Source organism: Enterobacter sp. SM3 (assembly GCF_009811935.2).
In the GTDB taxonomy this organism is placed as follows: Bacteria; Pseudomonadota; Gammaproteobacteria; order Enterobacterales; family Enterobacteriaceae; genus Enterobacter; species Enterobacter asburiae_D.
The window spans coordinates 4,693,352-4,716,720 of the sequence record NZ_CP099971.1; the positions used below are offsets into that span (position 1 = coordinate 4,693,352).

Here is a 23,369-nt window from a genome sequence, read left to right on the forward strand (position 1 = left end):
GGTTCCTTTATGCTCAACGTTAATGTATTTTTATTCACATTTATTGCATGAATATTGATACTATCACGACCTAAGGTGTGTCAACAATGAAAATGAACTTACCGCCATTTATCGAGATCTACCGCGCCCTGATTGCCACACCGTCCATCAGCGCAACGGAAGAAGCGCTGGATCAGAGCAATGAGTCTTTAATCAATCTGCTGGCGGGTTGGTTTAGCGATCTTGGGTTTAACGTTGAGGTTCAGCCCGTCCCCGGAACACGCCACAAATTTAACCTGCTTGCCAGCACCGGAACCGGTGCGGGCGGCCTGCTGCTGGCCGGTCATACCGACACAGTGCCCTTTGACGATGGCCGCTGGACGCGCGATCCGTTCACCCTGACCGAGCACGACAACAAGCTTTACGGGCTGGGCACCGCCGATATGAAAGGCTTCTTCGCCTTTATCCTCGACGCGCTGCGTGACGTGGACGTGACGAAGCTGAAAAAACCGCTCTACATTCTGGCGACCGCCGATGAAGAGACCAGCATGGCGGGCGCGCGCTACTTCTCTGAAAACACCTCGATCCGCCCGGACTGCGCGATCATCGGTGAGCCGACTTCTCTGCAGCCGATCCGCGCGCACAAAGGCCATATTTCTACCGCCGTGCGCGTGCTGGGCCAGTCCGGCCACTCCAGCGATCCGGCGCGCGGCGTGAACGCCATCGAGCTGATGCATGACGCCATCGGCCGCATCATGACCCTGCGCGACGATCTGAAAGAACGTTATCACTACGAGGCGTTCACCGTGCCGTATCCGACGCTAAACCTCGGCAGCCTGCACGGCGGTGATGCCTCCAACCGCATCTGCGCCTGCTGCGAACTGCATATGGACATCCGCCCGCTGCCGGGCATGACCCTGAGCGATCTCGACGGCCTGCTGAATGAGGCGCTGGCCCCGGTGAGCGAGCGCTGGCCGGGCCGCCTGACGGTCTCCGAACTGCATCCGCCGATCCCGGGTTACGAATGCCCGCCGGACCATCAGCTGGTTGAAGTGGTGGAAAAACTGCTCGGTGAGAAAACCGACGTGGTGAACTACTGCACCGAAGCGCCGTTTATTCAGACGCTTTGCCCAACGCTGGTCCTTGGCCCTGGCTCCATCAACCAGGCGCACCAGCCGGATGAATATCTGGAAACCCGCTTCATCAAGCCCACCCGCGAACTGATTACCCAGGTTGTGCATCACTTCTGCTGGCATTAAAACCGCACCGAAGAGTCCCCTCTCCCTGTGGGAGAGGGTTAGGGTGAGGGCAACAAATCGCATGATCTCCGTCACATTCCCATAAGCATCTCTTATCTGACGCAATGCGAATTAAATTTCGTAAATTGCCCGCATTTATTCGTTTGCTGAACCGTTTTCGCAGCAATTGACGACGGGGGTTTTACGTGGCTTTATAAAGGGAGATGACAAAATAATGTCCAGAAGATTTTCGCCTGGGCATAAACAAAAATGATGGGGTGACTGGGTTTTTATGAACGAACAATATTCCGCGTTGCGTAGTAATGTCAGTATGCTCGGCAAAGTGCTTGGAGATACCATCAAAGATGCGTTGGGGGAGAACATCCTTGACCGCGTTGAAACCATCCGCAAGCTGTCTAAATCTTCCCGTGCCGGTAACGAGGCCAGTCGTCAGGAGCTGCTCACCACCTTGCAGAACCTCTCTAACGATGAGCTGCTGCCCGTTGCACGCGCATTCAGCCAGTTCCTGAATCTGGCAAATACCGCTGAGCAATACCACAGCATTTCGCCAAACGGCGAAGCGGCCAGCAACCCGGAAGTCATTGCCCGCACCCTTCGTAAACTGAAAGACCAGCCAGACCTCAACGAAGCCACCATCAAAAAAGCGGTGGAGTCGCTTTCGCTGGAGCTGGTGCTGACCGCACACCCAACCGAAATTACCCGTCGCACCCTGATCCACAAAATGGTGGAAGTGAACAACTGTCTGAAGCAGTTGGATAACAAAGACATTGCCGACTACGAACGCAACCAGCTGATGCGCCGTCTGCGCCAGCTGATTGCCCAGTCCTGGCACACCGATGAAATTCGTAAGCATCGCCCAAGCCCGGTCGACGAAGCCAAATGGGGCTTTGCGGTGGTGGAAAACAGCCTGTGGGAAGGGGTGCCTAACTACCTGCGCGAGCTGAACGAACAGCTGGAAGAGAACCTCGGTTACCGCCTGCCGGTCGACTTTGTTCCGGTGCGCTTCACCTCCTGGATGGGCGGCGACCGCGACGGTAATCCGAACGTGACCGCGGAAATCACCCGTCATGTCCTGCTGCTGAGCCGCTGGAAAGCGACCGACCTGTTCCTGAAAGACATTCAGGTGCTGATCTCCGAGCTGTCGATGGTTGAGGCAACGCCGGAACTGCGCGCGCTGGCCGGGGAAGAAGGTGCCAGCGAGCCGTACCGTTTCCTGATGAAAAAACTGCGTGGTCAGCTGATGGCCACTCAGGCCTGGCTGGAAGCGCGTCTGAAAGGTCAGCGCCTGCCAAAACCGGAAGGCCTGCTCAGCCAGAACGAACAGCTCTGGGAGCCGCTCTACGCCTGCTATAAATCACTGCAGGCCTGCGGGATGGGCATCATCGCTAACGGCGAACTGCTCGACACCCTGCGCCGCGTGAAGTGTTTCGGCGTGCCGCTGGTGCGTATCGACGTCCGTCAGGAAAGTACCCGTCATACCGAAGCGCTGGGCGAGCTGACCCGCTATCTCGGCATCGGCGATTATGAAAGCTGGTCCGAAGCCGACAAACAGGCCTTCCTGATCCGCGAGCTGAACTCGAAGCGCCCTCTGCTGCCGCGCAACTGGGAGCCAAGCAACGAAACCCGCGAGGTGCTCAACACCTGTAAAGCGATCGTTGATGCGCCGAAAGGATCGGTGGCCGCCTATGTGATCTCCATGGCGAAGACCCCGTCCGACGTGCTGGGCGTTCATCTGCTGCTGAAAGAAGCGGGAATCGACTACGCTCTGCCGGTCGCCCCGCTGTTTGAGACCCTCGACGACCTGAACAATGCCAACGACGTCATGAGCCAGCTGTTGAATATCGACTGGTACCGCGGCTTTATTCAGGGCAAACAGATGGTGATGATTGGCTATTCCGACTCCGCTAAAGACGCGGGCGTGATGGCGGCATCCTGGGCGCAGTATCAGGCGCAGGACGCACTGATCAAAACCTGCGAGAAAGCCGGCATTGAACTGACCCTGTTCCACGGACGCGGTGGTTCAATTGGCCGTGGCGGCGCACCGGCGCACGCAGCGCTGCTGTCGCAGCCGCCGGGAAGCCTGAAAGGCGGCCTGCGCGTCACCGAGCAGGGCGAGATGATTCGCTTCAAATACGGCCTGCCGGAAGTGACCATCAGCAGCCTGTCGCTCTACACCAGCGCGATCCTGGAAGCAAACCTGCTGCCGCCGCCGGAGCCGAAAGCATCCTGGTGCCATATCATGGACGAACTGTCCGATATCTCCTGCGATCTGTACCGCGGCTACGTGCGTGAAAACAAAGATTTCGTCCCTTACTTCCGCTCGGCCACCCCTGAGCAGGAATTAGGTAAACTGCCGCTGGGCTCACGTCCTGCGAAGCGTCGCCCAACCGGTGGCGTAGAGTCTCTGCGTGCGATCCCGTGGATCTTCGCCTGGACGCAGAACCGCCTGATGCTGCCCGCCTGGCTGGGTGCCGGTGCCGCGCTGCAAAAGGTGGTGGAAGACGGCAAACAGAACGAACTGGAATCCATGTGCCGCGACTGGCCGTTCTTCTCTACCCGTCTGGGTATGCTGGAGATGGTCTTCTCGAAGGCTGACCTGTGGCTGGCGGAATACTACGACCAGCGTCTGGTGAAACCTGAGCTGTGGGCGCTGGGTAAAGAGCTGCGCGAACTGCTGGAAGGGGACATCAAAGTGGTGCTGGACATCGCCAACGACTCACATCTGATGGCGGACCTGCCGTGGATTGCCGAGTCAATTCAGCTGCGTAACATCTACACCGACCCGCTGAACGTTCTGCAGGCAGAGCTGCTGCACCGTTCGCGTCTGGCGGAAGAAGAAGGGAAAGAGCCGGATCCACGCGTTGAACAGGCGCTGATGGTGACGATTGCGGGCGTTGCGGCGGGTATGCGTAACACCGGCTAATGCTTTACGCCCGGCGGCGCTGCGCTTGCACGGGCCTACGATAAGTAGGCCGGGTAAGCGTTAGCGCCACCCGGCAATACCCTGGTATCCACCATGCACCACGACATTACCCACATCCTGACTGACCTGATCAACGGCACAACGCCGCTGCGTCAGGTGCATTTTGCAAACCCTGCGACCTCCGCCCCCGAACTTGCCTTGCAGGTCGATTTTCCGCGTCTGGAGATGGTGATCGAAGGTTCGATGAAAGACCTGGCTGACTGCGTTTTACAGCGGGGTGATGTTTTATACGTCCCGGCTGGCGGCTGGAATAATCCACAATGGCAAGCCCCCGCAACCACGCTGAGCATCCTGTTTGGCAAACAGCAGCTTGGGTTTAGCCTTTTGCACTGGGACGGTGTAGACGTTCGTAACCTGGCGAAACAGCACGTTGCCCGCCGCGGTCCGCGCATTGGATCGCTTCTCTTACAAACGCTCCATGAAATGCAGATGCAACCACACGAGCAGCAAACTGCGCGGCTGATTATCGCCAGCCTGCTTAGCCACTGCGTCGACCTGCTGGGGAGTCAGATCCAAACCGCCTCCCGCAGTCAGGCTCTGTTTGAAGCGATTCGGGTCTATATTGACGAACACTACGCCACTCCGCTTACCCGGGAATCCGTCGCGCAGGCGTTTTATATCTCCCCAAACTACCTGTCGCATCTGTTCCAGAAAACGGGCGCAGTGGGTTTCAATGAATACCTGACGCATACCCGGCTGGAACACGCGCGCCAGCTGTTGAAAGGGTATGATTTAAAAGTGAAAGAGGTGGCGCATGCCTGCGGATTTGTCGACAGCAACTATTTCTGCCGGTTATTTCGCAAGAACACGGAGCGTTCGCCGTCAGAGTACCGTCGCCAGTATCACAGCCAGCTCACCGGGAAGGCCGCTAGTCCAGAATGACCTGAGTATGCTGCGGAGCGGATAGCATTTTACGCACCGCGCCCATCACCTTTTGTGGGTCACGTAAAAAGGCGTTAATACCGCACTTCACGTAGCGCGTATGTTCGAAACGTTCACTGCCCGCCAGTTCGATATCAGTAATGAGCAATACGACATCGGCACGCTGAATGTCCTCTTCCGTAAGCTCGCTCTCAACGCCCAGCGCTCCCTGCGTCTCGATGTTAACGCTCCACTTCTCCTGCTGACAGAGCTTTTCCAGCCGTTCGGCAGCCATATAGGTATGTGCGACGCCACTGACGCACGCGGTCACCGCCACCAGATGACGTCCCGTTATCACTGTCATGCTCAGCCTCCCAGGGTAACATTGAAACCTTCGCGCTCGGCCAGTTGACGCATCGCTGACACCTCATCTTCTGTCGGCGGGATAGCTTGCCGCATTCCCCACTCCTGTCCCAGCAGACGGTATTTTGGCTCCCCATACTGATGGAAGGGCAATAAATGCAGCTGCCGTATTCCTGAAGGTAGCAGGAAAGCCAGCACGCGCGCCATGTTCGTTTCGTTAAGCGTATAGCCAGGAATAAGCGGGACGCGGGGAATCACGTTTATCCCGTCAGCCACCAGTTGGCGGAAATTATCCAGCACTCTGGGAAGATTCATTGCCACAATTGATTGGGCCAGCGCCGTGTCCATGATCTTCAAATCAAACAGCACTTCATCACACTGGCGGGCCAGCGGCATGAGTCGGGACAACGGCGCATCGCCTGCCGTTTCGATGGCCGTATGCACGCCGAAACGACGCAGCCTCTGTAGAAGCCGTGTCGCGAAAGGCGCCTGCAGCAACACTTCCCCGCCCGAAAGCGTCACCCCGCCTCCCGAGGAACGAAAGAAGACATCGTCTTTCATCACCTCGTTTTCCAGCTCGTCCAGGGTCACCTCGCGCCCGATGTGCTCGAACGCGCCGGAGGGACACTCCTCAGCGTCCCGCAGGCAGGGAACACAATGGAGGCATTTGCTCTCCCGACGCACCGTCTCGATTTTCGGCGAAATCGACTCCGGATTCGCGCACCACGGACAGCGGTGAGGGCAGCCTTTAAAAAAAACTACCGTACGGATGCCGCGTCCGTCGTTCAATGAGTAGCGCTGGATGTTGAAAATACGCGCCACGTCGACGCGCGTTTCAACCACGTCACAGCTGATGCGCTGTGCGGCGGATAATGTCATCCTGGATCTCCTTCGATAACTCAACAAAGAAGGCGCTGTATCCGGCAACGCGTACCACCAGCCCGGCAAAATCCTGTGGACGCTGTTGCGCTTCACGCAATGTGTCCGCATTCACCACGTTGAACTGGATATGCTGCAACTTAAGCTGGGTGAAGGCGCGAAGGAAATCCGCCAGCTTTTGCAGCCCGGCATCGCCTTCCAGCGTCGCTGGGGTGAATTTAACGTTTAGCAGCGTACCGTTAGATAACAGATAGTTATCCAGCTTACTTACCGATTTCAGTACCGCCGTCGGGCCCTGCATATCTTGCCCCAGCATCGGCGAGAGCCCACCGTCTGCCAATTGCTCCCCGGCAAAACGGCCATCGGGCGTTGCCCCCACCACCGCCCCCAGCGGTACGTGTGCCGATACGGTATAAGAACCGGGCGTGAACTGCCCGCCGCGCGGGTTCCGGTATTTTTCGACCTCTTTACAGTAGTGGCGCAGCAGTTCAGCGCTGATGTTGTCGACATCATCGATATCATTGCCGTATTTTTCGAAGCGATTGATCAACCGGGCGCGGATTTTTTTGCCCTCAGGCGTGGCAAAGTTAGCGTTTAACACGGCTAACAGCTCGTCAAAACTTAAGCGCTGCTGTTCAAAGACCAGCCCTTTCAGGGCATGCAGCGAGTCGCTCAGATTCGCTATCCCGATCCCCTGCACGCCGGAAAAGTTATAGCGTGCGCCACCGTCGGTAATGTCTTTTCCCGCTTCCAGACAATCGCTGATAAAAGAAGAGAGCAAAGGCACCGGAGCCCAGTCACGATGGCCGATATCGCAGATATTGCTCCCCTCGACCATCAGCGCAATGTAGTGATTAATTTTGGCGCGAATATGCTCCAGCAAGCCTTCATAACTCAGCCCTGCGTTGCCTTCGTTCTCCTGCATCGCGATTTCCATCACCTTCAGCAGGTTAAACATCGCGATATCGTGCAGACCGTAGGTTTTCCCCGGAATCGACAGCTCTACACAGCCAACCACCGCGTAGTCGCGCGCATCTTCCAGCGACACACCCCGATTAAGGAAGGCAGGCACCACCACTTCATCATTGAAGATCTGCGGGATGCCGGTACCCAGGCGGATCGTCTCCGCCGTTTTCAGCAGGAAAGGCCGGTCGATAAGTTCGTTAACCCGCACGCCGAGGTTCGGCTGCGGAAGCTGAACGCTCTGGTAAGCATCCAGACACAGGAAGGAAAGCACGTTCACCGCGCTACGCCCGCTCTCCGTCAGGCCGCCCAATAGTGCGGTATACCCGGTCGGGAACCCGGCAAAATAGCGGGCGCTGCTGGTCGAGCGTAAAAGCACCACGTCATTGCACTTCACCCACAGCGATTCCAGAATCTCTTTCAGGAACGCGCGGTCTTCGCCCTGTGAGAGCGAGGACTGATAAAAGGGCAGCATATACTGGTCAAAGCGCCCGATAGAGAGCGAGCTGGCGTTGGATTCATACTGCAAAATGACGTTCATGTACCAGAACAGCTGACACGCCTGCCAGAACGTTTGTGGCTTATGCTGCGCGTTGTGGCGCGAGATTTCTGCCATCTTCCGTAATTCTTCACGCCGTGAAGCGTCATCACAGACGGTTGCAAGCGTTTCAGCCAGCGCGGCGTAGCGCAGAATATGACGCTGGGACGCTTCAAGCAGAATCAGTGCGGCGGCATAGAACGTGTTCTGCGCATCGCGGGCGCAGCGTTCGCGCAATTCCTCCACCAGCGCACCCAGGCCGTTAATGAGCAGGCGCGGATAATCAATAATGATATGCCCCTGCCCTTTGTCCGTTTGGTTGACGCTGAAAATTTGCGTCCCCACAGCGGCTTTCACCTCATCCGTCATCTGGCTGTTAATGAAATCCTTCATGGACCGTTTTTCCCAGTAGGGATACAGCACGTCACGGTAGGTCTGCTTGTCCTCATCGCTGATGTCAAAGCGGTCCTGCGGACGTGTGGAAAACTGGTCCAGCTCCTTAAGCAGCCAGTACGGATCCATCTCAGGAGACATGATGCCCGCACGCGGTTTAACGGTCCGGTTTCCGGCAATCAGTTCCTCATCACGAATCGCGATGTTCACATGGTCAAGAATGTACGCCGTGGCTTTTGCACGCCTGAGGATAACCGGCTCACCTTCCGTCTGCTGATGGCTGGCGGTATAGAGCAAAGCACGCTCAAGCGAGATCTCGCGCGGGCTGGCAAAAAGTGCGTCTTTCAAACGCTGGGTACGATTCGTCATGAGGGAACTCCTGTAACGGAAAACAAGCCCGCCCCGAAGGGCGGGAGAGCGTCAGGCGGTTTGCGCCAGGTGGGCATCAATTTTGTTCATGATGGCGTCGGCGCGTTTTACCGCGTCGCTGATGTTCACGCGCACGATGGTTTTCCCGGTAAAACGTTCTTCAAACTTGATGCCGATATCTTTGGTCAGGATCACCATATCCGCTGCGGCGATATCCTCAGCATTCAGCTCGTTCTCAAGACCAATCGACCCCTGCGTTTCAACTTTCACTTCCCAGCCTTTGGCTTTCGCGGCGCTTTCCAGCGCTTCGGCCGCCATGTAGGTATGGGCAACGCCTGACGGGCATGCTGTTACTGCGATAATTCGGGCCATGTTCTCTTCCTCACTCAGTTAATTTCGAAATCCAGATCCAGGTCGTCCTCTTTTTCATCGACCTGTTTTGCATTCTTGCGGGCAATACTCTTCAGCACGTTGACGCTAAGTGCCGTCACCAAAGCCCCTACGGCGACCGCCGCGATGTAACCCAGTTTGCCCTCCACCACAGGGAGAACGATGAGCCCGCCCCATCCGGCATAGCATTGCGCGCCCATCACGGCAGCCGTCACTGCGCCACATGCCGATCCCAGCATGATGGAGGGAATGACGCGCAGAGGGTCGGCAGCGGCAAACGGAATGGCCCCTTCGGTGACCCCTACGCACCCCATCACTAATGCTGCCTTACCCGCTTCACGCTCTTCACCGGTAAAATTCTTGCGATTAATCAGCGTCGCCAGACCTAAGCCCAGAGGCGGCACGCAGATGCCTACCGCCGCAATCGCCACCACGGTGTAGACGCCCTGAGCAACGCAGATCAGCATGAAGGCATAGGCGACTTTATTAATCGGGCCGCCCATGTCGAAGGCCAGCATCAACCCCATGATGATGGCCAACACGACGATGCTGCCCTGCTGCATCCCTTGCAGCCACTGGGTTAAACCCGTCGTCAACGCACCAACTGGTTCACCCAGACCCCACATCATGATGCCCGCGGTAACAAAGGTGCCGATGATAGGGATGATGAAGATAGGCATGACGGAGCGCAGGACTTTCGGGACCGGCAGTTTTTTCAGATACCAGACCACAATCCCGCCGAGGATCCCGGCAATAATGGCGCCAAAGAAACCCGCACCGAAGCTGTTACCGACCCACGCGGCAATAGCGCAGGGCGCAAGTGCGGCGCGCTCGGCAATGGAGTAGCCAATATAGGCGGCCAGGAAAGGCACCATCAGCGTTAACCCCGCCACGCCGATATCGAATAGCTTTTTGAGGTTGGGATCGGTTGCGGCATCCGGTACCGCACCCTTGCCATACAGCATGACCGAAACCGCCAGCAAAATACCGCCCGCGACCACGAACGGGATCATGTGCGACACCCCGGTCATCAGATGCTGCCGCGTGTTCTTGAGAATATGCACCAACTCTTTCATATGTCGCTCCTGGCCTAAAACCATAAAGATGTTGTGGCAAACAATAGGCAATCAGGAAGACGGCGGACAGGAGACAAAAAGGCCATTTACTGGATTTTTGTAATGTCGAAATAAAAATGCGATCCGCCTCGACATTTCGGATAGACGTTACGCATAAGACAAACCACCACAACCTGTGAGTCAAATCTCACTTTTCACCTGATATTACATTTGTCCAGCTTTTGGCAGATTTGTCACATGGCGCGCGTCATCAACACACTCGTATGCTGTTCCCCAATGAATGATGATTGGTTTCAGGAGTGTGTATGGCTCTGGTAGTGGAATTTACCTGTGAATTGCCCAACGGGGTTCACGCGCGTCCGGCAAGTCATGTGGAGACGCTGTGCAATACGTTTATCTCGCAAATCGAGTGGCATAACCTGCGCACAGACCGCAAAGGGAATGCCAAGAGCGCGCTGGCACTTATTGGCACCGACACGCTGGCAGGCGACGCCTGTCGTCTGGTGATCCAAGGCGAAGATGAGCAGAGTGCCCATCAACAGCTGGAACAGTGGCTCCGGGAAGAGTTTCCACACTGTGATGCGCCGCTCGCAGAAGCTATCCATATTGAGCGCGATCCGCTGCCAGAATCCCTCGCGCGCCTTAACCCAACGCTTTTCCGCGCCCTGCCCGTTTGCAGCGGTAGCGCCCGGGGCGTGTTAACCTTGCTGACCTCGCTGGATCTCAATGCACTGACGGATTTGCCCGATGCAAAAAGCCCTGAAGAGGAGCAGTCCGCGCTGTACAGTGGCCTCACCCTGCTGGTGAAAAACATTGAGCTTCGCGCGCTGGACAGCGACAGCACCGCCGGCGCCATTCTTGAGGCACATCGATCGCTGGCGACGGATACCTCTTTACGCCAGCATCTGCTTGCGGGCGTGAGCCAGGGGCTAAGCAGCGCGCAAGCGACAATCGCCACAGCCAACCATTTCTGCGATACGTTCTCTCGTTCCAGCAGCAGCTATCTGCAGGAACGCGTGCTGGATGTGCGCGATGTCTGCTATCAACTTTTACAACAGATTTATGGTGAACAACGCTTCCCGGCACCGGGACAGCTCACTCAGCAGAGCGTTTGTCTGGCGGATGATCTTACGCCCGGCCAGTTCCTGGAACTCGATAAAACCTTGCTTAAGGGGCTGCTGTTAAAAAGCGGCGGAACAACCTCGCACACCGTCATTCTTGCACGTTCCTTTAATATTCCGACGCTGGTGGGCGTCGACAGCGAAAGCCTGCTGCCGTGGCGCAATAAACCTGTATTTATCGATGGCAATGCCGGTGCGGTCGTGGTCAACGCCAGCGATGCGGTAGCGCGCTACTATCAACAGGAAGCACGAGTACAACAGGCACTACGCGAGCAGCAGCGCATCTGGCTCGATCGGGAAGCCAGAACCGCCGATGGCTTGCGCATTGAGATTGCCGCTAACATCGCCCACGCGGTGGAAGCGCAGGCTGCATTCGGGAACGGCGCCGAGGGCGTTGGCCTGTTCCGCACCGAAATGCTGTATATGGACCGCAGCAGCGCGCCCGGTGAAAACGAGCTGTACAACATTTTCTGTCAGGCGCTGGAAAGTGCAAACGGGCGCAGCATTATCGTGCGCACCATGGATATTGGCGGCGATAAGCCGGTGGCGTACCTGAATATCCCGGCGGAAAATAACCCGTTCCTCGGCTACCGCGCCGTACGCATTTACGAAGAGTACGGAGCGCTTTTCACCACCCAGCTTCGGGCGATCCTGCGCGCCTCTGCTCACGGCAGCCTGAAGATCATGATCCCGATGATCTCCTCTATGGAAGAAATCCTGTGGGTGAAAGAGAAACTTGCCGAAGCGAAACAGCAGCTTCGCGCTGAACATATTCCGTTCGATGAAAAAATCCCGCTCGGCATCATGCTGGAAGTGCCTTCGGTGATGTTCATCATCGATCAGTGCTGTGAAGAGATTGATTTCTTTAGCATTGGCAGTAATGACCTGACGCAGTATCTGCTGGCCGTCGACCGCGACAACGCCAAAGTCACACGCCACTACAACAGCCTGAACCCGGCCTTCCTGAGGGCGCTGGATTATGCGGTACAGGCCGTCCATCGCCAGGGGAAATGGATTGGCCTGTGCGGAGAGCTGGGCGCAAAAGGTTCAGTGCTGCCGCTGCTGGTGGGTCTGGGACTGGACGAGCTGAGCATGGGGTCGCCCGCCATTCCGGCAACCAAGGCCCGTCTGGCACAGCTTGATAGCCGCGCCTGCCGCCAGCTGCTGAATCAGGCCATGGCGTGTCGCACCTCGCTTGAAGTGGAACACCTGCTGGCGCAGTTCCGCATGAACCAGCAGGACACGCCGCTGGTGACGCCACGCTGTATTTCGCTGGATAACGACTGGAATAGTAAAGAAGAGGTCATGAAAGGGATGACCGATAACCTGCTGCTCGCCGGACGTTGTCGCTACCCCCGCAAGCTGGAGGCCGACCTGTGGGCGCGCGAGGCCGTCTTCTCCACTGGACTTGGCTTCAGCTTCGCCATTCCGCACAGCAAGTCTGAGCATATTGAGCAATCCACCATCAGCGTTGCGCGCCTGAAATCCCCCGTCATGTGGGGAGATGAAGAAGCACAGTTCATCATCATGCTGACGCTGAACAAACACGCCGCGGGCGACCAGCATATGCGTATTTTCTCCCGCCTGGCCCGCCGCATCATGCATGAAGATTTCCGCAGCGCGCTGGTCAACGCTAGCTCAGAAGAGGCCATCGCCTCCCTGCTGCAACACGAATTAGAACTCTGAAACGAGGAAGAGTAATGGAACTGTATCTGGATACCGCCAACGTGGCGGAAGTTGAGCGTCTGGCCCGCATCTTTCCTATTGCGGGCGTTACCACCAACCCGAGCATCATTGCCGCCAGCCGTGAATCCATCTGGGACGTGCTCCCGCGCCTGCAAAAAGCCATTGGACCGGAAGGCACGCTGTTTGCTCAAACCATGAGCCGCGATGCAGAAGGCATGGTGGCGGAGGCAAAACGCCTGAGTAACGCCATCCCGGACATCGTGGTGAAAATCCCGGTCACGGCTGAGGGCCTTACCGCGATTAAGGCGCTGAAAAAAGAGGGGATTATCACGCTTGGGACCGCCGTTTACAGCGCCGCACAGGGTTTGCTTGCCGCACTGGCAGGCGCGAAATATGTCGCGCCATACGTCAACCGCGTCGACGCGCAGGGCGGTGACGGCATTCGCATGGTCCAGGAGCTGCAATCCCTGCTGGAACTGCACGCGCCGGAAAGCAAAGTGCTGGCCGCCAGCTTCAAAACGCCGCGTCAGGCGCTGGACTGCCTGCTCGTCGGATGTGAAGCAATCACGCTTCCCTTAGACGTAGCGCAACAAATGCTCGGCACGCCAGCGGTAGAGTCAGCCATAGAGAAGTTCGAGCAGGACTGGAAAAACGCGTTTGGTAACCTCAACCTCTAAGGGAGAACTGTTATGGACCGTATCATTCAATCGCCGGGGAAATATATCCAGGGCGCTGATGTGCTTACCCGTCTCGGCGACTATTTGAAGCCCCTGGCCAATCGCTGGCTGGTTGTAGGCGATAAATTTGTGCTGGGTTTTGCCGAAGAGACCCTGCGTCAGAGTTTTAAAAAAGCCGAACTGCATGCCGAAATCGCGCCGTTTGGTGGCGAATGTTCACAAAATGAAATCGATCGCCTGAAAAAGCTGGCCGACAGCGCCGACTGCATGGCGGTGCTGGGCATTGGCGGCGGTAAAACGCTGGATACCGCCAAAGCGCTGGCCCACTTTATGGACGTGCCGGTCGCCATTGCGCCAACCATCGCCTCCACCGATGCGCCGTGCAGCGCCCTTTCCGTGATTTATACCGACAGCGGTGAGTTCGATCGCTACCTGATGCTGCCGCACAACCCGAACATGGTCATTGTCGACACCAAAGTGGTGGCGGGTGCGCCAGCACGTCTGCTTGCTGCCGGGATTGGCGATGCGCTGGCGACGTGGTTTGAAGCACGCGCCTGCTCGCGCAGCGGCGCGACCACCATGGCGGGCGGCAAATGTACACAGGCAGCACTCGCGCTGGCCGAGCTGTGCTACAACACGCTGGTTGAAGAGGGTGAAAAAGCCATGCTGGCCGCAGAACAGCATGTGGTTACACCGGCGCTGGAACGCATCATCGAAGCCAACACCTATCTCAGCGGCGTAGGCTTTGAAAGCGGTGGTCTGGCGGCGGCACATGCTATTCATAACGGTATGACGGCGGTACCGGACGCACACCACTTCTATCACGGCGAAAAAGTGGCGTTTGGTACGCTGACGCAGTTGGTACTGGAAAACGCGCCGGTAGAAGAAATAGAGACCGTCGCCGCGCTTTGTCACAGCGTTGGGCTGCCGATCACGCTTGCACAGCTGAACATCAAAGAGGATATTCCGGCCAAAATGCGTCTGATCGCGGAAGCCGCCTGTGCCGAAGGGGAAACCATCCACAACATGCCTGGCGGCGTAACGCCGGATCAGGTATATGCTGCGCTGCTGGTGGCCGACCAGTATGGGCAGCGGTTCCTGCAGGAGTGGGAGTAAATAGCGTGAATAAAAATCCCCGCATCAGCGGGGATTTTTTTGCCTGTATGCCGGGTAAGCGTTAGCGCCACCCGGCACAAGGGTTACTGCAGGTCAAACCGGTCCAGATCCATCACCTTCGCCCATGCGGCAACGAAGTCACGGACAAACTTCTCATGCGCATCATCACTGGCATAAACCTCTGCCAGCGCGCGCAGGACGGCGTTCGAACCAAAGACCAGATCGGCGCGGGTGGCGGTGTATTTCACTTCACCGCTGGCGCGATCGCTTCCGGCAAACAGTTCGTTAGATTCGTCGGTCGCCTTCCACTGGGTATTCATGTCCAGCAGGTTCACGAAGAAATCGTTGCTCAGCACGCCCTCGCGGTCGGTGAACACGCCATTCTTACCGCCATCAAAGTTTGCACCCAGCACGCGCAGGCCACCGATCAGCACCGTCAGCTCAGGCGCGGTCAGCGTCAGCTGCTGGGCTTTGTCGATCAGCAGTGACTCAGTGGTGGACACATCCACCTGCGCACGGTAGTTGCGGAAGCCGTCGGCAATCGGTTCGAGCAGGTTAAACATCTCGATATCCGTCTGATCCTGACGCGCATCCACGCGGCCTGGGGTGAACGGCACGTTGACGTAAACGCCTGCGGCTTTTGCCGCCTGCTCAACACCCACGACGCCCGCCAGCACGATGATATCGGCCAGTGAGGCTTTGTTGGTGGTGCGCTGGATAGCTTCCAGAGCCGGCAACGCGCGAACCGCCGCGGCGTTAACATCCCAGTCGCGCTGAGGAGCCAGCGCCAGACGCGCGCCGTTGGCGCCGCCGCGCTTATCGCCACCGCGGAAGGTTGAAGCTGACGCCCAGGCAACCGAAACCAGTTCGCTCACGGACAGACCGGATGCCACAATCTCCGCCTTCAGGCTTTCAATGTCTTCTTTCGACGGATTGAACACCGCCTGCGGCAGCGGGTCCTGCCAAATCAGATCTTCTTTCGGCACTTCAGGTCCGATGTAACGCGCTTTTGGCCCCATATCACGGTGGGTCAGCTTGAACCAGGCACGGGCGAAGGCCTCGTTGAAAGCCTGCGGATCGTTCAGGAAGCGGCGGGAAATTTTCTCGAATTCCGGGTCAAAACGCAGCGTCAGGTCGGTGACCAGCATGGTAGGTTTGCGTTTTTTCGACGGGTCGAACGGATCGGGCATGATTTCCGGCGCATCAACGGCTTCAAACTGAATCGCACCCGCCGGGCTGCGGGTCTGCACCCATTCGTATTTGAACAGGTTCTCGAAGAAGTAGTTGCTCCACTGGGTCGGGGTTTGCGACCAGATAACTTCCAGACCGGAGGTAATGGCATCTGCGCCAACGCCCGTGCCGTGCGTGCTGGCCCAGCCCAGGCCCTGCGCTTCAATCGGCGAGGCTTCCGGGTCGGTGCCCACGTGCGTGGCTTCACCCGCGCCGTGGGTTTTGCCGAGAGTGTGGCCGCCCGCGATCAGCGCAACGGTCTCTTCGTCGTTCATCCCCATGTTGCCGAAGGTCGCGCGAATGGCCGCCGCAGCAGACAGGGGTTCACCGCTGGCGTTTGGCCCTTCCGGGTTAACGTAGATCAGGCCCATTTCGGTGGCGGCCAGAGGGCGCTTCGCCAGCGCTTCCGGGTCGCGGTGGGTCAGCCAGGCTTTTTCATCACCCCAGTTCACGTCCAGATCCGGTTCCCAGACGTCTTCACGCCCGGCACCAAAACCAAAGGTGCGGAAGCCGGAGTTCTCCAGCGCCACGTTACCCGCGAGGATAAACAGGTCAGCCCAGGAAATTTTTTGTCCGTATTTTTGCTTGATGGGCCACAGCAGACGGCGCGCCTTATCCAGGCTCACGTTATCCGGCCAGGAGTTCAGCGGCGCAAAGCGCTGTTGACCGCGTCCGGCACCGCCGCGCCCGTCAACGGAGCGATAGGTGCCCGCGCCGTGCCAGGCCATACGGATAAACAGGCCCGCATAGCTGCCCCAGTCAGCAGGCCACCACGGTTGGGAGTCGGTTAAAAGTGCTTTGAGGTCGCCTTTAAGGGCGGAGTAATCCAGCTTGCTAAATTCTTTGCGGTAGTCGAAGTCTTCACCCAGTGGGTTCGAACGATTGGAATGTTGGTTAAGAAGATCGATGCGGAGTTGTTTTGGCCACCAGTCGCGGCTGCCTGTACCTGCGCCCGCGCTGTGATCGACGCCGCCCTGATGGAACGGGCATTTGCCGACTGATGCCGCTTTATTGGTCTCGTCTGACGTGCTCATCGCTTTGCTCCCTTTTACAGTGTTACCGTTACGATATACGCCCTTGTTGATAAGGTATAGTTGAGATAACCCACAGATTCGATAGTTAAATCCGTTTAATTTCCCATGGAAAATACATGAGTTTTGTACGTCAAAGGCAGCATTGCTGATATGGGTGGAAAATAAAACCCTTATAAATCAAAAAACCCTCCGAAGAGGGCTCTTTTTTTGTTACACGCCTGGTCTAACGCCGAGCGTGTGGCATATGGCGTAACTCATCTCTGCACGGTTCAGCGTGTAGAAGTGGAAATCCTTCACCCCTTCACGACTTAAGATCTTCACCATGTCCATCGCGATATTTGCGCCCACCAGCTTGCGTGTTTCCGGGTCATCGTCCAGCCCCTCGTACATTTTAGACATCCACAGCGGAATGCGCACATTGGTCATATCAGCAAATTTCTTCGCCTGCTTGAAGTTAGAGACCGGCAGAATACCCGGGATAATTTCAACGTCGATGCCAGCGGAGACGCAGCGGTCGCGAAAGCGCAGGTAGCTTTCCACATCAAAGAAGAACTGGGTAATGGCGCGGTTCGCACCGGCGTCCACTTTACGCTTGAGGTTAAGCAGATCGGCCTGGGCGCTTTTCGCTTCCGGATGCACTTCAGGATAAGCGGCAACGGAGATATCAAAGTCGGCCACGTCTTTCAGCAGCGCGACCAGATCGGCGGCATACATGTCCGGCTTGCCGCTACCCGGCGGCAGGTCACCGCGCAGCGCGACAATATGACGAATGCCGTTATTCCAGTAATCCTGGGCGATGGCCCGCAGCTCGTCGCGGGTGGCGTCGATACAGGTGAGGTGCGGAGCCGCTTCCAGACCGGTACGATCTTTAATGCCTTTAATGATGCTGTGCGTACGGTCACGCTCGCCGGAGTTCGCACCGTAAGTCACGGAGACAAACTTCGGTTTCAGGCTGCTCAGGCGATCGATAGAGCTCCACAGGGTTTGCTCCATTTCACTGGTGCGCGGCGGGAAAAATTCAAAAGAGACGTTAATCTGGCCGTTTACTTCGGCCAGGCTCTGATTCAGTGCTTCCCGCTGGTTGGCGTGAAAAAAGCTCATACCTTACCTCTATCAATCGCATGTCGTTGTCTGTTGTGTTGTGAACTTCTATACGTTTAGACGTCCAGATGTAAAAATGACGGAAAAGCGGAGGGACGTCAACATAAATAATCAACAATAACGGTGAGGTTTGCTCAGGGAAGATGAGAGAAATTCAGGATGAGGGTGAGAAGGCCCCTCACCCCGGCCCTCTCCCCAAAGGGGCGAGGGGGAAAAGACCGCACCGAGCAGTCCCCTCTCCCCTTTGGGGAGAGGGTTAGGGTGAGGGGTTACAGCAGCTTAGCCAGACGGTTAATGTCGGACTGGATCGCCCCGGCAGTGACATCGCGCCCCGCGCCCGGACCGCGGATCACCAGCGGGTTATCGCGGTACCAGCGGCTTTCGATGGCGAAGACGTTATCGCACGGCAACAGCGCCGCCAGCGGATGTTCAGGACGCACCGCCTCGACGCCGACTCGCGCTTTCCCGTTGGCCTCGAAACGCGCCACGTAGCGCAGCACCAGCCCCATCTCGTTCGCGGCTTCCAGACGCTGCACCATCTGCTCGTTAAGCTCTTCACCATTTTCAAAGAAATGGTCCACAGAGCCTTCTTCACAGCCGGCAGGCACCAGCGATTCGACGCGTACGGCATCCGGTTCGATGTCGTAACCGGCTTCACGCGCCAGGATCACCAGCTTACGCATCACGTCTTTACCGGAAAGGTCAACGCGCGGATCGGGTTCCGTTAAACCCTGCTGCCACGCCTGATCCACCAGGTCGGTGAACGGTACGGTGCCGTCAAACTGCAGGAACAGCCATGAGAGCGTGCCCGAGAAGATACCGCTCAGCGCCAGAATGCTATCGCCGCTTTCAATCAGGTCACGCACAGTGTGGTTAACCGGTAGGCCAGCCCCGACAGTGGCGTTATAAAGCCAGTGGCGCCCTGTTTTTTCAAACGCGTCGTGGATCTGGCGGTATTTATCGGTGCTGCTCGCCCCCGCCAGCTTGTTCGCACTGATGACGTGGAAGCCGTGGCTGGCGAAATCAAGGTACTGATCCGCAAGCTGCTCGCTGGCGGTCACGTCCAGCACTACCAGGTCATCGTAAGGGTGCGCGCGCATCCACAGGAACAGCGACTCTTCATCCTGCTCAACGGCTTCATCATTAAAGAAGGCCAGCGCGCGGCTGGCGTCCAGCCCTTCGTAATTCAACAGACTACGGCGGCTGTCCACCACGCCCGCGAGAATGAATTCAAATCCGGTACGCGCCGAGAGCGTGACCTGCTCGCGGGCGAACAGCTCCAGCCAGCGTGAACCGATGTTGCCTTTACCAAACAGCACCAGACCGATGCGCTTTTCCGCGCGGAACAGGGAGGTGTGCAGGCCCTGAATCAGGCTCTCGGTTGGCCCTTTACGCAGAACGGCGACCAGGCTGATGCCCTCTTCTGACTGCCAGGTGAACTCCACCGGCTGGCCTTTCAGCTGCTGCCAGAAGCGGTGGCAGTGCAGCGGGTTACGGGTGACGCCCGCACCCACCATCGCCACCAGCGCCAGCCCCTGACGCAGGCGAAGCTCGCCCGGCAGGCCCGCTTCATCCAGAATTTTCAGCGCGCTGTCAGCCACTTCAGCGGTATAGCAGAACTGCAGTAGCTGGCGATCATTGTGAACGCCAACGGCCAGCGGGCGTACCTGCGCGCGCTTTAATACCAGATCGATATCTTTATGCGCCAGTTTGAAGTCCTGGCCCGCAGGCACCTGGAACTCAATCAGGCAGATGTCGTCGTGGCTGGTGACAATACGCGCGCCCGTACCGGAGGCCAGTACGCGTTCAATACGGGTAGAGCCTTGATCCGGGGTATAGCTGCAGCGCAGCTGGAGGTCGATATCGCTGCCGGAAACCGGCTGCAGCGTGCGCGCGTGCAGTACCGGCGCGGCCAGACGCGCCAGCTCGCTGGCTTCGTCGAGACGCAGCAGCGGCAGCAGACAGGCATCTTTTACTTTACGCGGGTCCGCGCTGTAAACACCGGCCACGTCGCTCCAGATGGTGACGCGGGACACGCCCGCCAGGGCACCAATCTGCGTTGCCGAGTAGTCCGAGCCGTTACGGCCCAGCAGCACGGTTTCGCCCGCGTTGCTGCGGCTGATAAAGCCGGTGACGACAATACGTTTGCCCGGATGCTGCACCAGCAGCTGTTGCAGCAGCGGGTAGGACAACCCTTCATCCACCTGCGGCTGCGCGGCGCGTTCGGCGCGCAGGAAATCACGCGCGTCGAGCCAGGCCGCTTCCACACCCAGGTGCTGCAGCACGGCGGCCATCAGGCGCGCGGACCACACTTCACCGTGGCCCACCACTTCGGCATACACCGCGTCGGTAATCCCGCTGTCCAGCAGGGCAGCCAGTCGCTCAAGGTCATGCGTGAAGGCGCTGATCAGCCCGTCCGCCACGTCCGCAGGCAGTAGGCCGGCAATCAGCTCGCTCTGGTAACGGCGTAAGGACTGTTGCACCTGATGCGCAGAAAGGCGATCGGTCTGGCTCAGTTTCAGCCAGCTAATCAACTGGTTGGTGGTGCTGCCCGCCGCCGAGACAACCATCATGTCACCCGGCTGTGAATATTCCGTCATGATCCCTGCGACACGCAGGTAACATTTCACATCAGCAAGACTACTACCACCAAACTTATGCAGTTGACGACCCTTCGCCCCTGCCTGCGCTATCACACTCATGATTACCCCTTGGCTGCGATCCGGAAGGCATTTTCCAGATCGGCAATTAAATCTTCAGAATCTTCAATACCGGTTGAGATCCGCAGCAGCGTCTCAGAAATCCCGGCGGCGGCACGTGCTTCGGGTGCCATACCTGCGTGCGTCATGGTCGCGGCGTGGGAGATCAAGCTTTCAACCCCACCTAATGATTCCGCCAGCGTAAACAATGACAGCCCGCTCAGGAAGCGACGCAGCGTTTGCTCGTCACCGTCCAGTTCAAAACTTAACATCGCGCCAAATCCCTTCTGCTGGCGCGCGGCAATCTCGTGCCCCTGGTTTTCCGGCAGCGACGGGTGATAGAGCTTCTTCACCAGCGGCTGGGTTTTCAGGAAATCGACAATCGCCTGGGCATTGCGCTGCGCCACTTCCATGCGCGGCGACAGCGTGCGGATGCCGCGCAACAGCAGATAGCTGTCGAAGGCACCCGCGGTGACGCCAATATTATTGGCCCACCATGCCAGTTCGGTGACAACGTCGGGATCTTTGGCAATCACCACGCCCGCTACCACATCAGAATGGCCGTTCAGATATTTAGTGCATGAATGCAATACCAGATCGGCACCCAGTGCGAGTGGGTTCTGAAGGGCCGGACTGAGGAACGTATTATCCACTACACTTATCGCTCCCGCATCCCTTGCGAGCTGACAAATTTTCGCAATATCGACAACGCGCAACAATGGATTGCTTGGACTTTCCACCAGAACCAGCTTTGGCTTCTCTGCCAGCGCCTGTTTCAGCGCCTGTTCGTCGTTTTGATCGACAAACAGCACGCGATAGCAGCCGCGTTTCGCCAGGCTATCAAACAGGCGATAGCTGCCGCCGTAGCAATCGTGCGGCGCGACCAGCAGGTCACCTGGTTTCAGGAACACCGTGGTCACCAGGTGAATGGCGGACATCCCCGTATTGGTTAATACTGCACCTGCGCCACCTTCCAGCTCGGCCAGCGTACGCTGGGTCACGTCACGCGTAGGGTTGCCACGACGCGAATAATCATGCGCGCGGGGTTCATTAAATCCGGTGAAATTGTAGGTACTGGAAAGATGAATCGGCGGGACAACGCAGCCGTACTGCTCGTCATCATTTAATCCGCTACGCACTGCAATAGTGGCCTGTTTACGCGTCATGGTGAGGGCTTCCTGGCGAATGAGGTGAAAAGTCAGGCACCAGAGTAAACATTGAAAGTATGGACGTCAATACATCTGGACATCTAAACTTCTTTGCGTATAGATTGAGCAATGCGCAAATAGCCGTTAAAATTATATGCTTTAGTGCACGCTGCAGCGGCAATATCCGTGCCACGGTATCGTCTCTACGGTAAACTAGGCAAGATTGCGGTTCAAAACGGGTGGTTACAGGTTTTGCACCTTTAAATAAATGACTGAGAGGATTAAAGGTATCTCATGGCTGAATGGAGCGGCGAATATATCAGCCCATACGCTGAGCACGGTAAGAAGAGTGAACAAGTAAAGAAAATTACGGTTTCTATTCCTCTGAAGGTGTTGAAGATCCTCACCGATGAACGTACGCGTCGTCAGGTGAACAACCTGCGCCACGCGACCAACAGCGAACTGCTGTGCGAAGCGTTCCTGCATGCGTTTACCGGTCAACCGTTGCCGAACGATGAAGATCTGCGCAAAGAGCGTAGTGATGAAATCCCGGAAGAGGCGAAAGTCATCATGCGTGAACTGGGCATTGACCCGGAGACTTGGGAATACTAACTGCGGTGCGATCCCGCTGAGGTTACTCAGCGGGATGGTTTCTTAGAAGTTGTAGCCTAAACCCACGCGCAGACGCGTCTGGCGGTCGTCGCTGGTGGCGGTGTTATAGCCGGAAGAGACGTTGCCCACTTCCACAAAGGGGATCCACGAGTCGATATTATACGCCACGCGGAAGTTATATTCGTAATCTTCTTTTTTATTGTTATACAGGTCTTCGTTGTCGGCGAATTTATATATGCCGTTTAGCTCGAACATCCAGCCATCAATATTATAACCCAGCCACATTTCCGGACGATAAACCATACGGTCATCTTTTCCGTCCGCATTGCGGCGAGTGTATTCCGTACGATAACGAAACGCCGTCCACCAGCTGTCATTAATATTATACTGCACGCGCAGATAAGGCTTATAGATGGCCATGTCATCACCCATTTCAACGGCGACGCCCGGCTGCCAGATAAAACCTTGCCAGGTAAATTGATAGCTTGCGGTATATTCGTTGCTGTTACTTTCCATATTATTAAGCGCGTCGTTAGACTGCTTGTTATCGGAGCGCGATACCGCCTCAACCGCTACGCCAAAGCCGGTGCCAAAGCGGTGTGACATGTACACACGGTCGTAATTACGCCCATCGTCGTAATACTCGTGTCGGTAGTCCACATATCCCGCCTGCGCCGCGCACGATATTAACGGAAGCACAAATAAGAGTTGCTTCAATTTCATAACATTTCCCTCGAAGTAAACGCACCCTGAAAGCCACTGTGTCGTCATGGCAAATAAGAATGTATGACGGGCGCAGTGTAAGTTTACGAAACGAGAGAAACCTTTTAATTTTTGACACCCCCGTCAAAAGGATGGCAAAGAATTAAAGAAATGAGAGATACAGTTCACT

The 23,369-nt window shown here is 57.0% G+C and carries 17 protein-coding genes; 7 read left to right on the plus strand and 10 right to left on the minus strand.

The window, feature by feature from the left end:
• Positions 1-86: 86 nt before the first annotated feature.
• The 3 genes from argE (at position 87) to GVO84_RS22090 (ending at position 5,103) form a co-directional block, all read left to right on the plus strand.
• Positions 87-1,238, plus strand: a complete 1,152-nt coding sequence (gene argE, locus GVO84_RS22080) for an acetylornithine deacetylase (protein WP_008501790.1) — start codon at positions 87-89, stop codon at positions 1,236-1,238.
• Positions 1,239-1,509: 271 nt separating this feature from the next.
• Positions 1,510-4,161, plus strand: coding sequence for a phosphoenolpyruvate carboxylase (ppc, locus tag GVO84_RS22085; RefSeq protein WP_121423296.1), 2,652 nt, complete (start codon positions 1,510-1,512; stop codon positions 4,159-4,161).
• Between the two features lie 93 nt (positions 4,162-4,254).
• Positions 4,255-5,103, plus strand: coding sequence for a helix-turn-helix transcriptional regulator (locus tag GVO84_RS22090; protein ID WP_159515130.1), 849 nt, complete (start codon positions 4,255-4,257; stop codon positions 5,101-5,103).
• On the opposite strand, the gene GVO84_RS22095 is transcribed toward GVO84_RS22090, so the two are convergent.
• The 5 genes from GVO84_RS22095 to GVO84_RS22115 are packed head-to-tail and all read right to left on the minus strand — an operon-like array spanning position 5,090 to position 10,053.
• Positions 5,090-5,446 (minus strand): PTS fructose-like transporter subunit IIB, encoded by a 357-nt coding sequence (locus GVO84_RS22095; protein ID WP_121423294.1) that lies wholly within the window; start codon positions 5,444-5,446, stop codon positions 5,090-5,092. The two genes, GVO84_RS22090 and GVO84_RS22095, sit on opposite strands and share 14 nt — an antisense overlap.
• Before the next feature lie 2 nt (positions 5,447-5,448).
• A complete protein-coding gene (locus tag GVO84_RS22100) occupies positions 5,449-6,324 on the minus strand; it encodes a [formate-C-acetyltransferase]-activating enzyme (protein ID WP_159515131.1) in 876 nt (291 codons plus the stop codon).
• Positions 6,290-8,587, minus strand: a complete 2,298-nt coding sequence (locus GVO84_RS22105; RefSeq protein ID WP_159515132.1) for a formate C-acetyltransferase — start codon at positions 8,585-8,587, stop codon at positions 6,290-6,292. The genes GVO84_RS22100 and GVO84_RS22105 overlap by 35 nt, the downstream gene beginning before the upstream one ends.
• Before the next feature lie 51 nt (positions 8,588-8,638).
• Positions 8,639-8,959 (minus strand): PTS fructose-like transporter subunit IIB, encoded by a 321-nt coding sequence (locus GVO84_RS22110; protein WP_024909180.1) that lies wholly within the window; start codon positions 8,957-8,959, stop codon positions 8,639-8,641.
• A 14-nt stretch (positions 8,960-8,973) separates the two neighbouring features.
• Positions 8,974-10,053 carry a PTS fructose transporter subunit EIIC gene (locus GVO84_RS22115; RefSeq protein WP_159515133.1) on the minus strand — a complete coding sequence of 360 codons (1,080 nt, stop codon included), beginning with the start codon at positions 10,051-10,053 and terminating at the stop codon, positions 8,974-8,976.
• 305 nt (positions 10,054-10,358) lie between these two features.
• Here GVO84_RS22115 and ptsP point away from each other — a divergent pair, with 305 nt between their 5' ends.
• The 3 genes from ptsP to gldA are packed head-to-tail and all read left to right on the plus strand — an operon-like array spanning position 10,359 to position 14,653.
• Complete coding sequence (ptsP, locus tag GVO84_RS22120) at positions 10,359-12,860, plus strand: phosphoenolpyruvate--protein phosphotransferase (protein ID WP_159515134.1); 2,502 nt, start codon at positions 10,359-10,361, stop codon at positions 12,858-12,860.
• A 14-nt stretch (positions 12,861-12,874) separates the two neighbouring features.
• The gene (gene fsa / locus GVO84_RS22125; protein ID WP_159515135.1) at positions 12,875-13,537 is read left to right on the plus strand and encodes a fructose-6-phosphate aldolase; all 663 of its coding nucleotides are present in this window, start codon (positions 12,875-12,877) and stop codon (positions 13,535-13,537) included.
• A gap of 12 nt (positions 13,538-13,549) precedes the next feature.
• Positions 13,550-14,653: a bifunctional L-1,2-propanediol dehydrogenase/glycerol dehydrogenase gene (gene gldA, locus GVO84_RS22130; protein ID WP_159515136.1), complete on the plus strand. Its 1,104-nt coding sequence runs from the start codon at positions 13,550-13,552 to the stop codon at positions 14,651-14,653.
• 83 nt (positions 14,654-14,736) lie between these two features.
• Here the strand turns inward: gldA and katG are convergent, their stop codons facing one another.
• From katG to metB, 4 genes are all read right to left on the minus strand, one after another.
• Positions 14,737-16,917 carry a catalase/peroxidase HPI gene (katG, locus tag GVO84_RS22135; RefSeq protein ID WP_121423287.1) on the minus strand — a complete coding sequence of 727 codons (2,181 nt, stop codon included), beginning with the start codon at positions 16,915-16,917 and terminating at the stop codon, positions 14,737-14,739.
• 210 nt (positions 16,918-17,127) lie between these two features.
• Positions 17,128-18,018: a methylenetetrahydrofolate reductase gene (metF, locus tag GVO84_RS22140; RefSeq protein WP_010436968.1), complete on the minus strand. Its 891-nt coding sequence runs from the start codon at positions 18,016-18,018 to the stop codon at positions 17,128-17,130.
• Positions 18,019-18,287: 269 nt separating this feature from the next.
• On the minus strand, positions 18,288-20,720 hold the full coding sequence (locus GVO84_RS22145; RefSeq protein WP_023333850.1) for a bifunctional aspartate kinase/homoserine dehydrogenase II: 2,433 nt from the start codon (positions 20,718-20,720) through the stop codon (positions 18,288-18,290).
• Positions 20,721-20,722: 2 nt separating this feature from the next.
• Entirely contained in the window at positions 20,723-21,883 is a 1,161-nt protein-coding gene (gene metB / locus GVO84_RS22150) for a cystathionine gamma-synthase (protein WP_063144389.1), read from the minus strand.
• 276 nt (positions 21,884-22,159) lie between these two features.
• On the opposite strand from metB, the gene metJ reads away from it, so the two are divergent.
• Positions 22,160-22,477 carry a met regulon transcriptional regulator MetJ gene (metJ, locus tag GVO84_RS22155; protein ID WP_015966498.1) on the plus strand — a complete coding sequence of 106 codons (318 nt, stop codon included), beginning with the start codon at positions 22,160-22,162 and terminating at the stop codon, positions 22,475-22,477.
• A 42-nt stretch (positions 22,478-22,519) separates the two neighbouring features.
• Here metJ and GVO84_RS22160 read toward each other — a convergent pair whose 3' ends face one another.
• Positions 22,520-23,200: an oligogalacturonate-specific porin KdgM family protein gene (locus GVO84_RS22160; protein WP_063144388.1), complete on the minus strand. Its 681-nt coding sequence runs from the start codon at positions 23,198-23,200 to the stop codon at positions 22,520-22,522.
• Between the last annotated feature and the right edge of the window lie 169 nt (positions 23,201-23,369).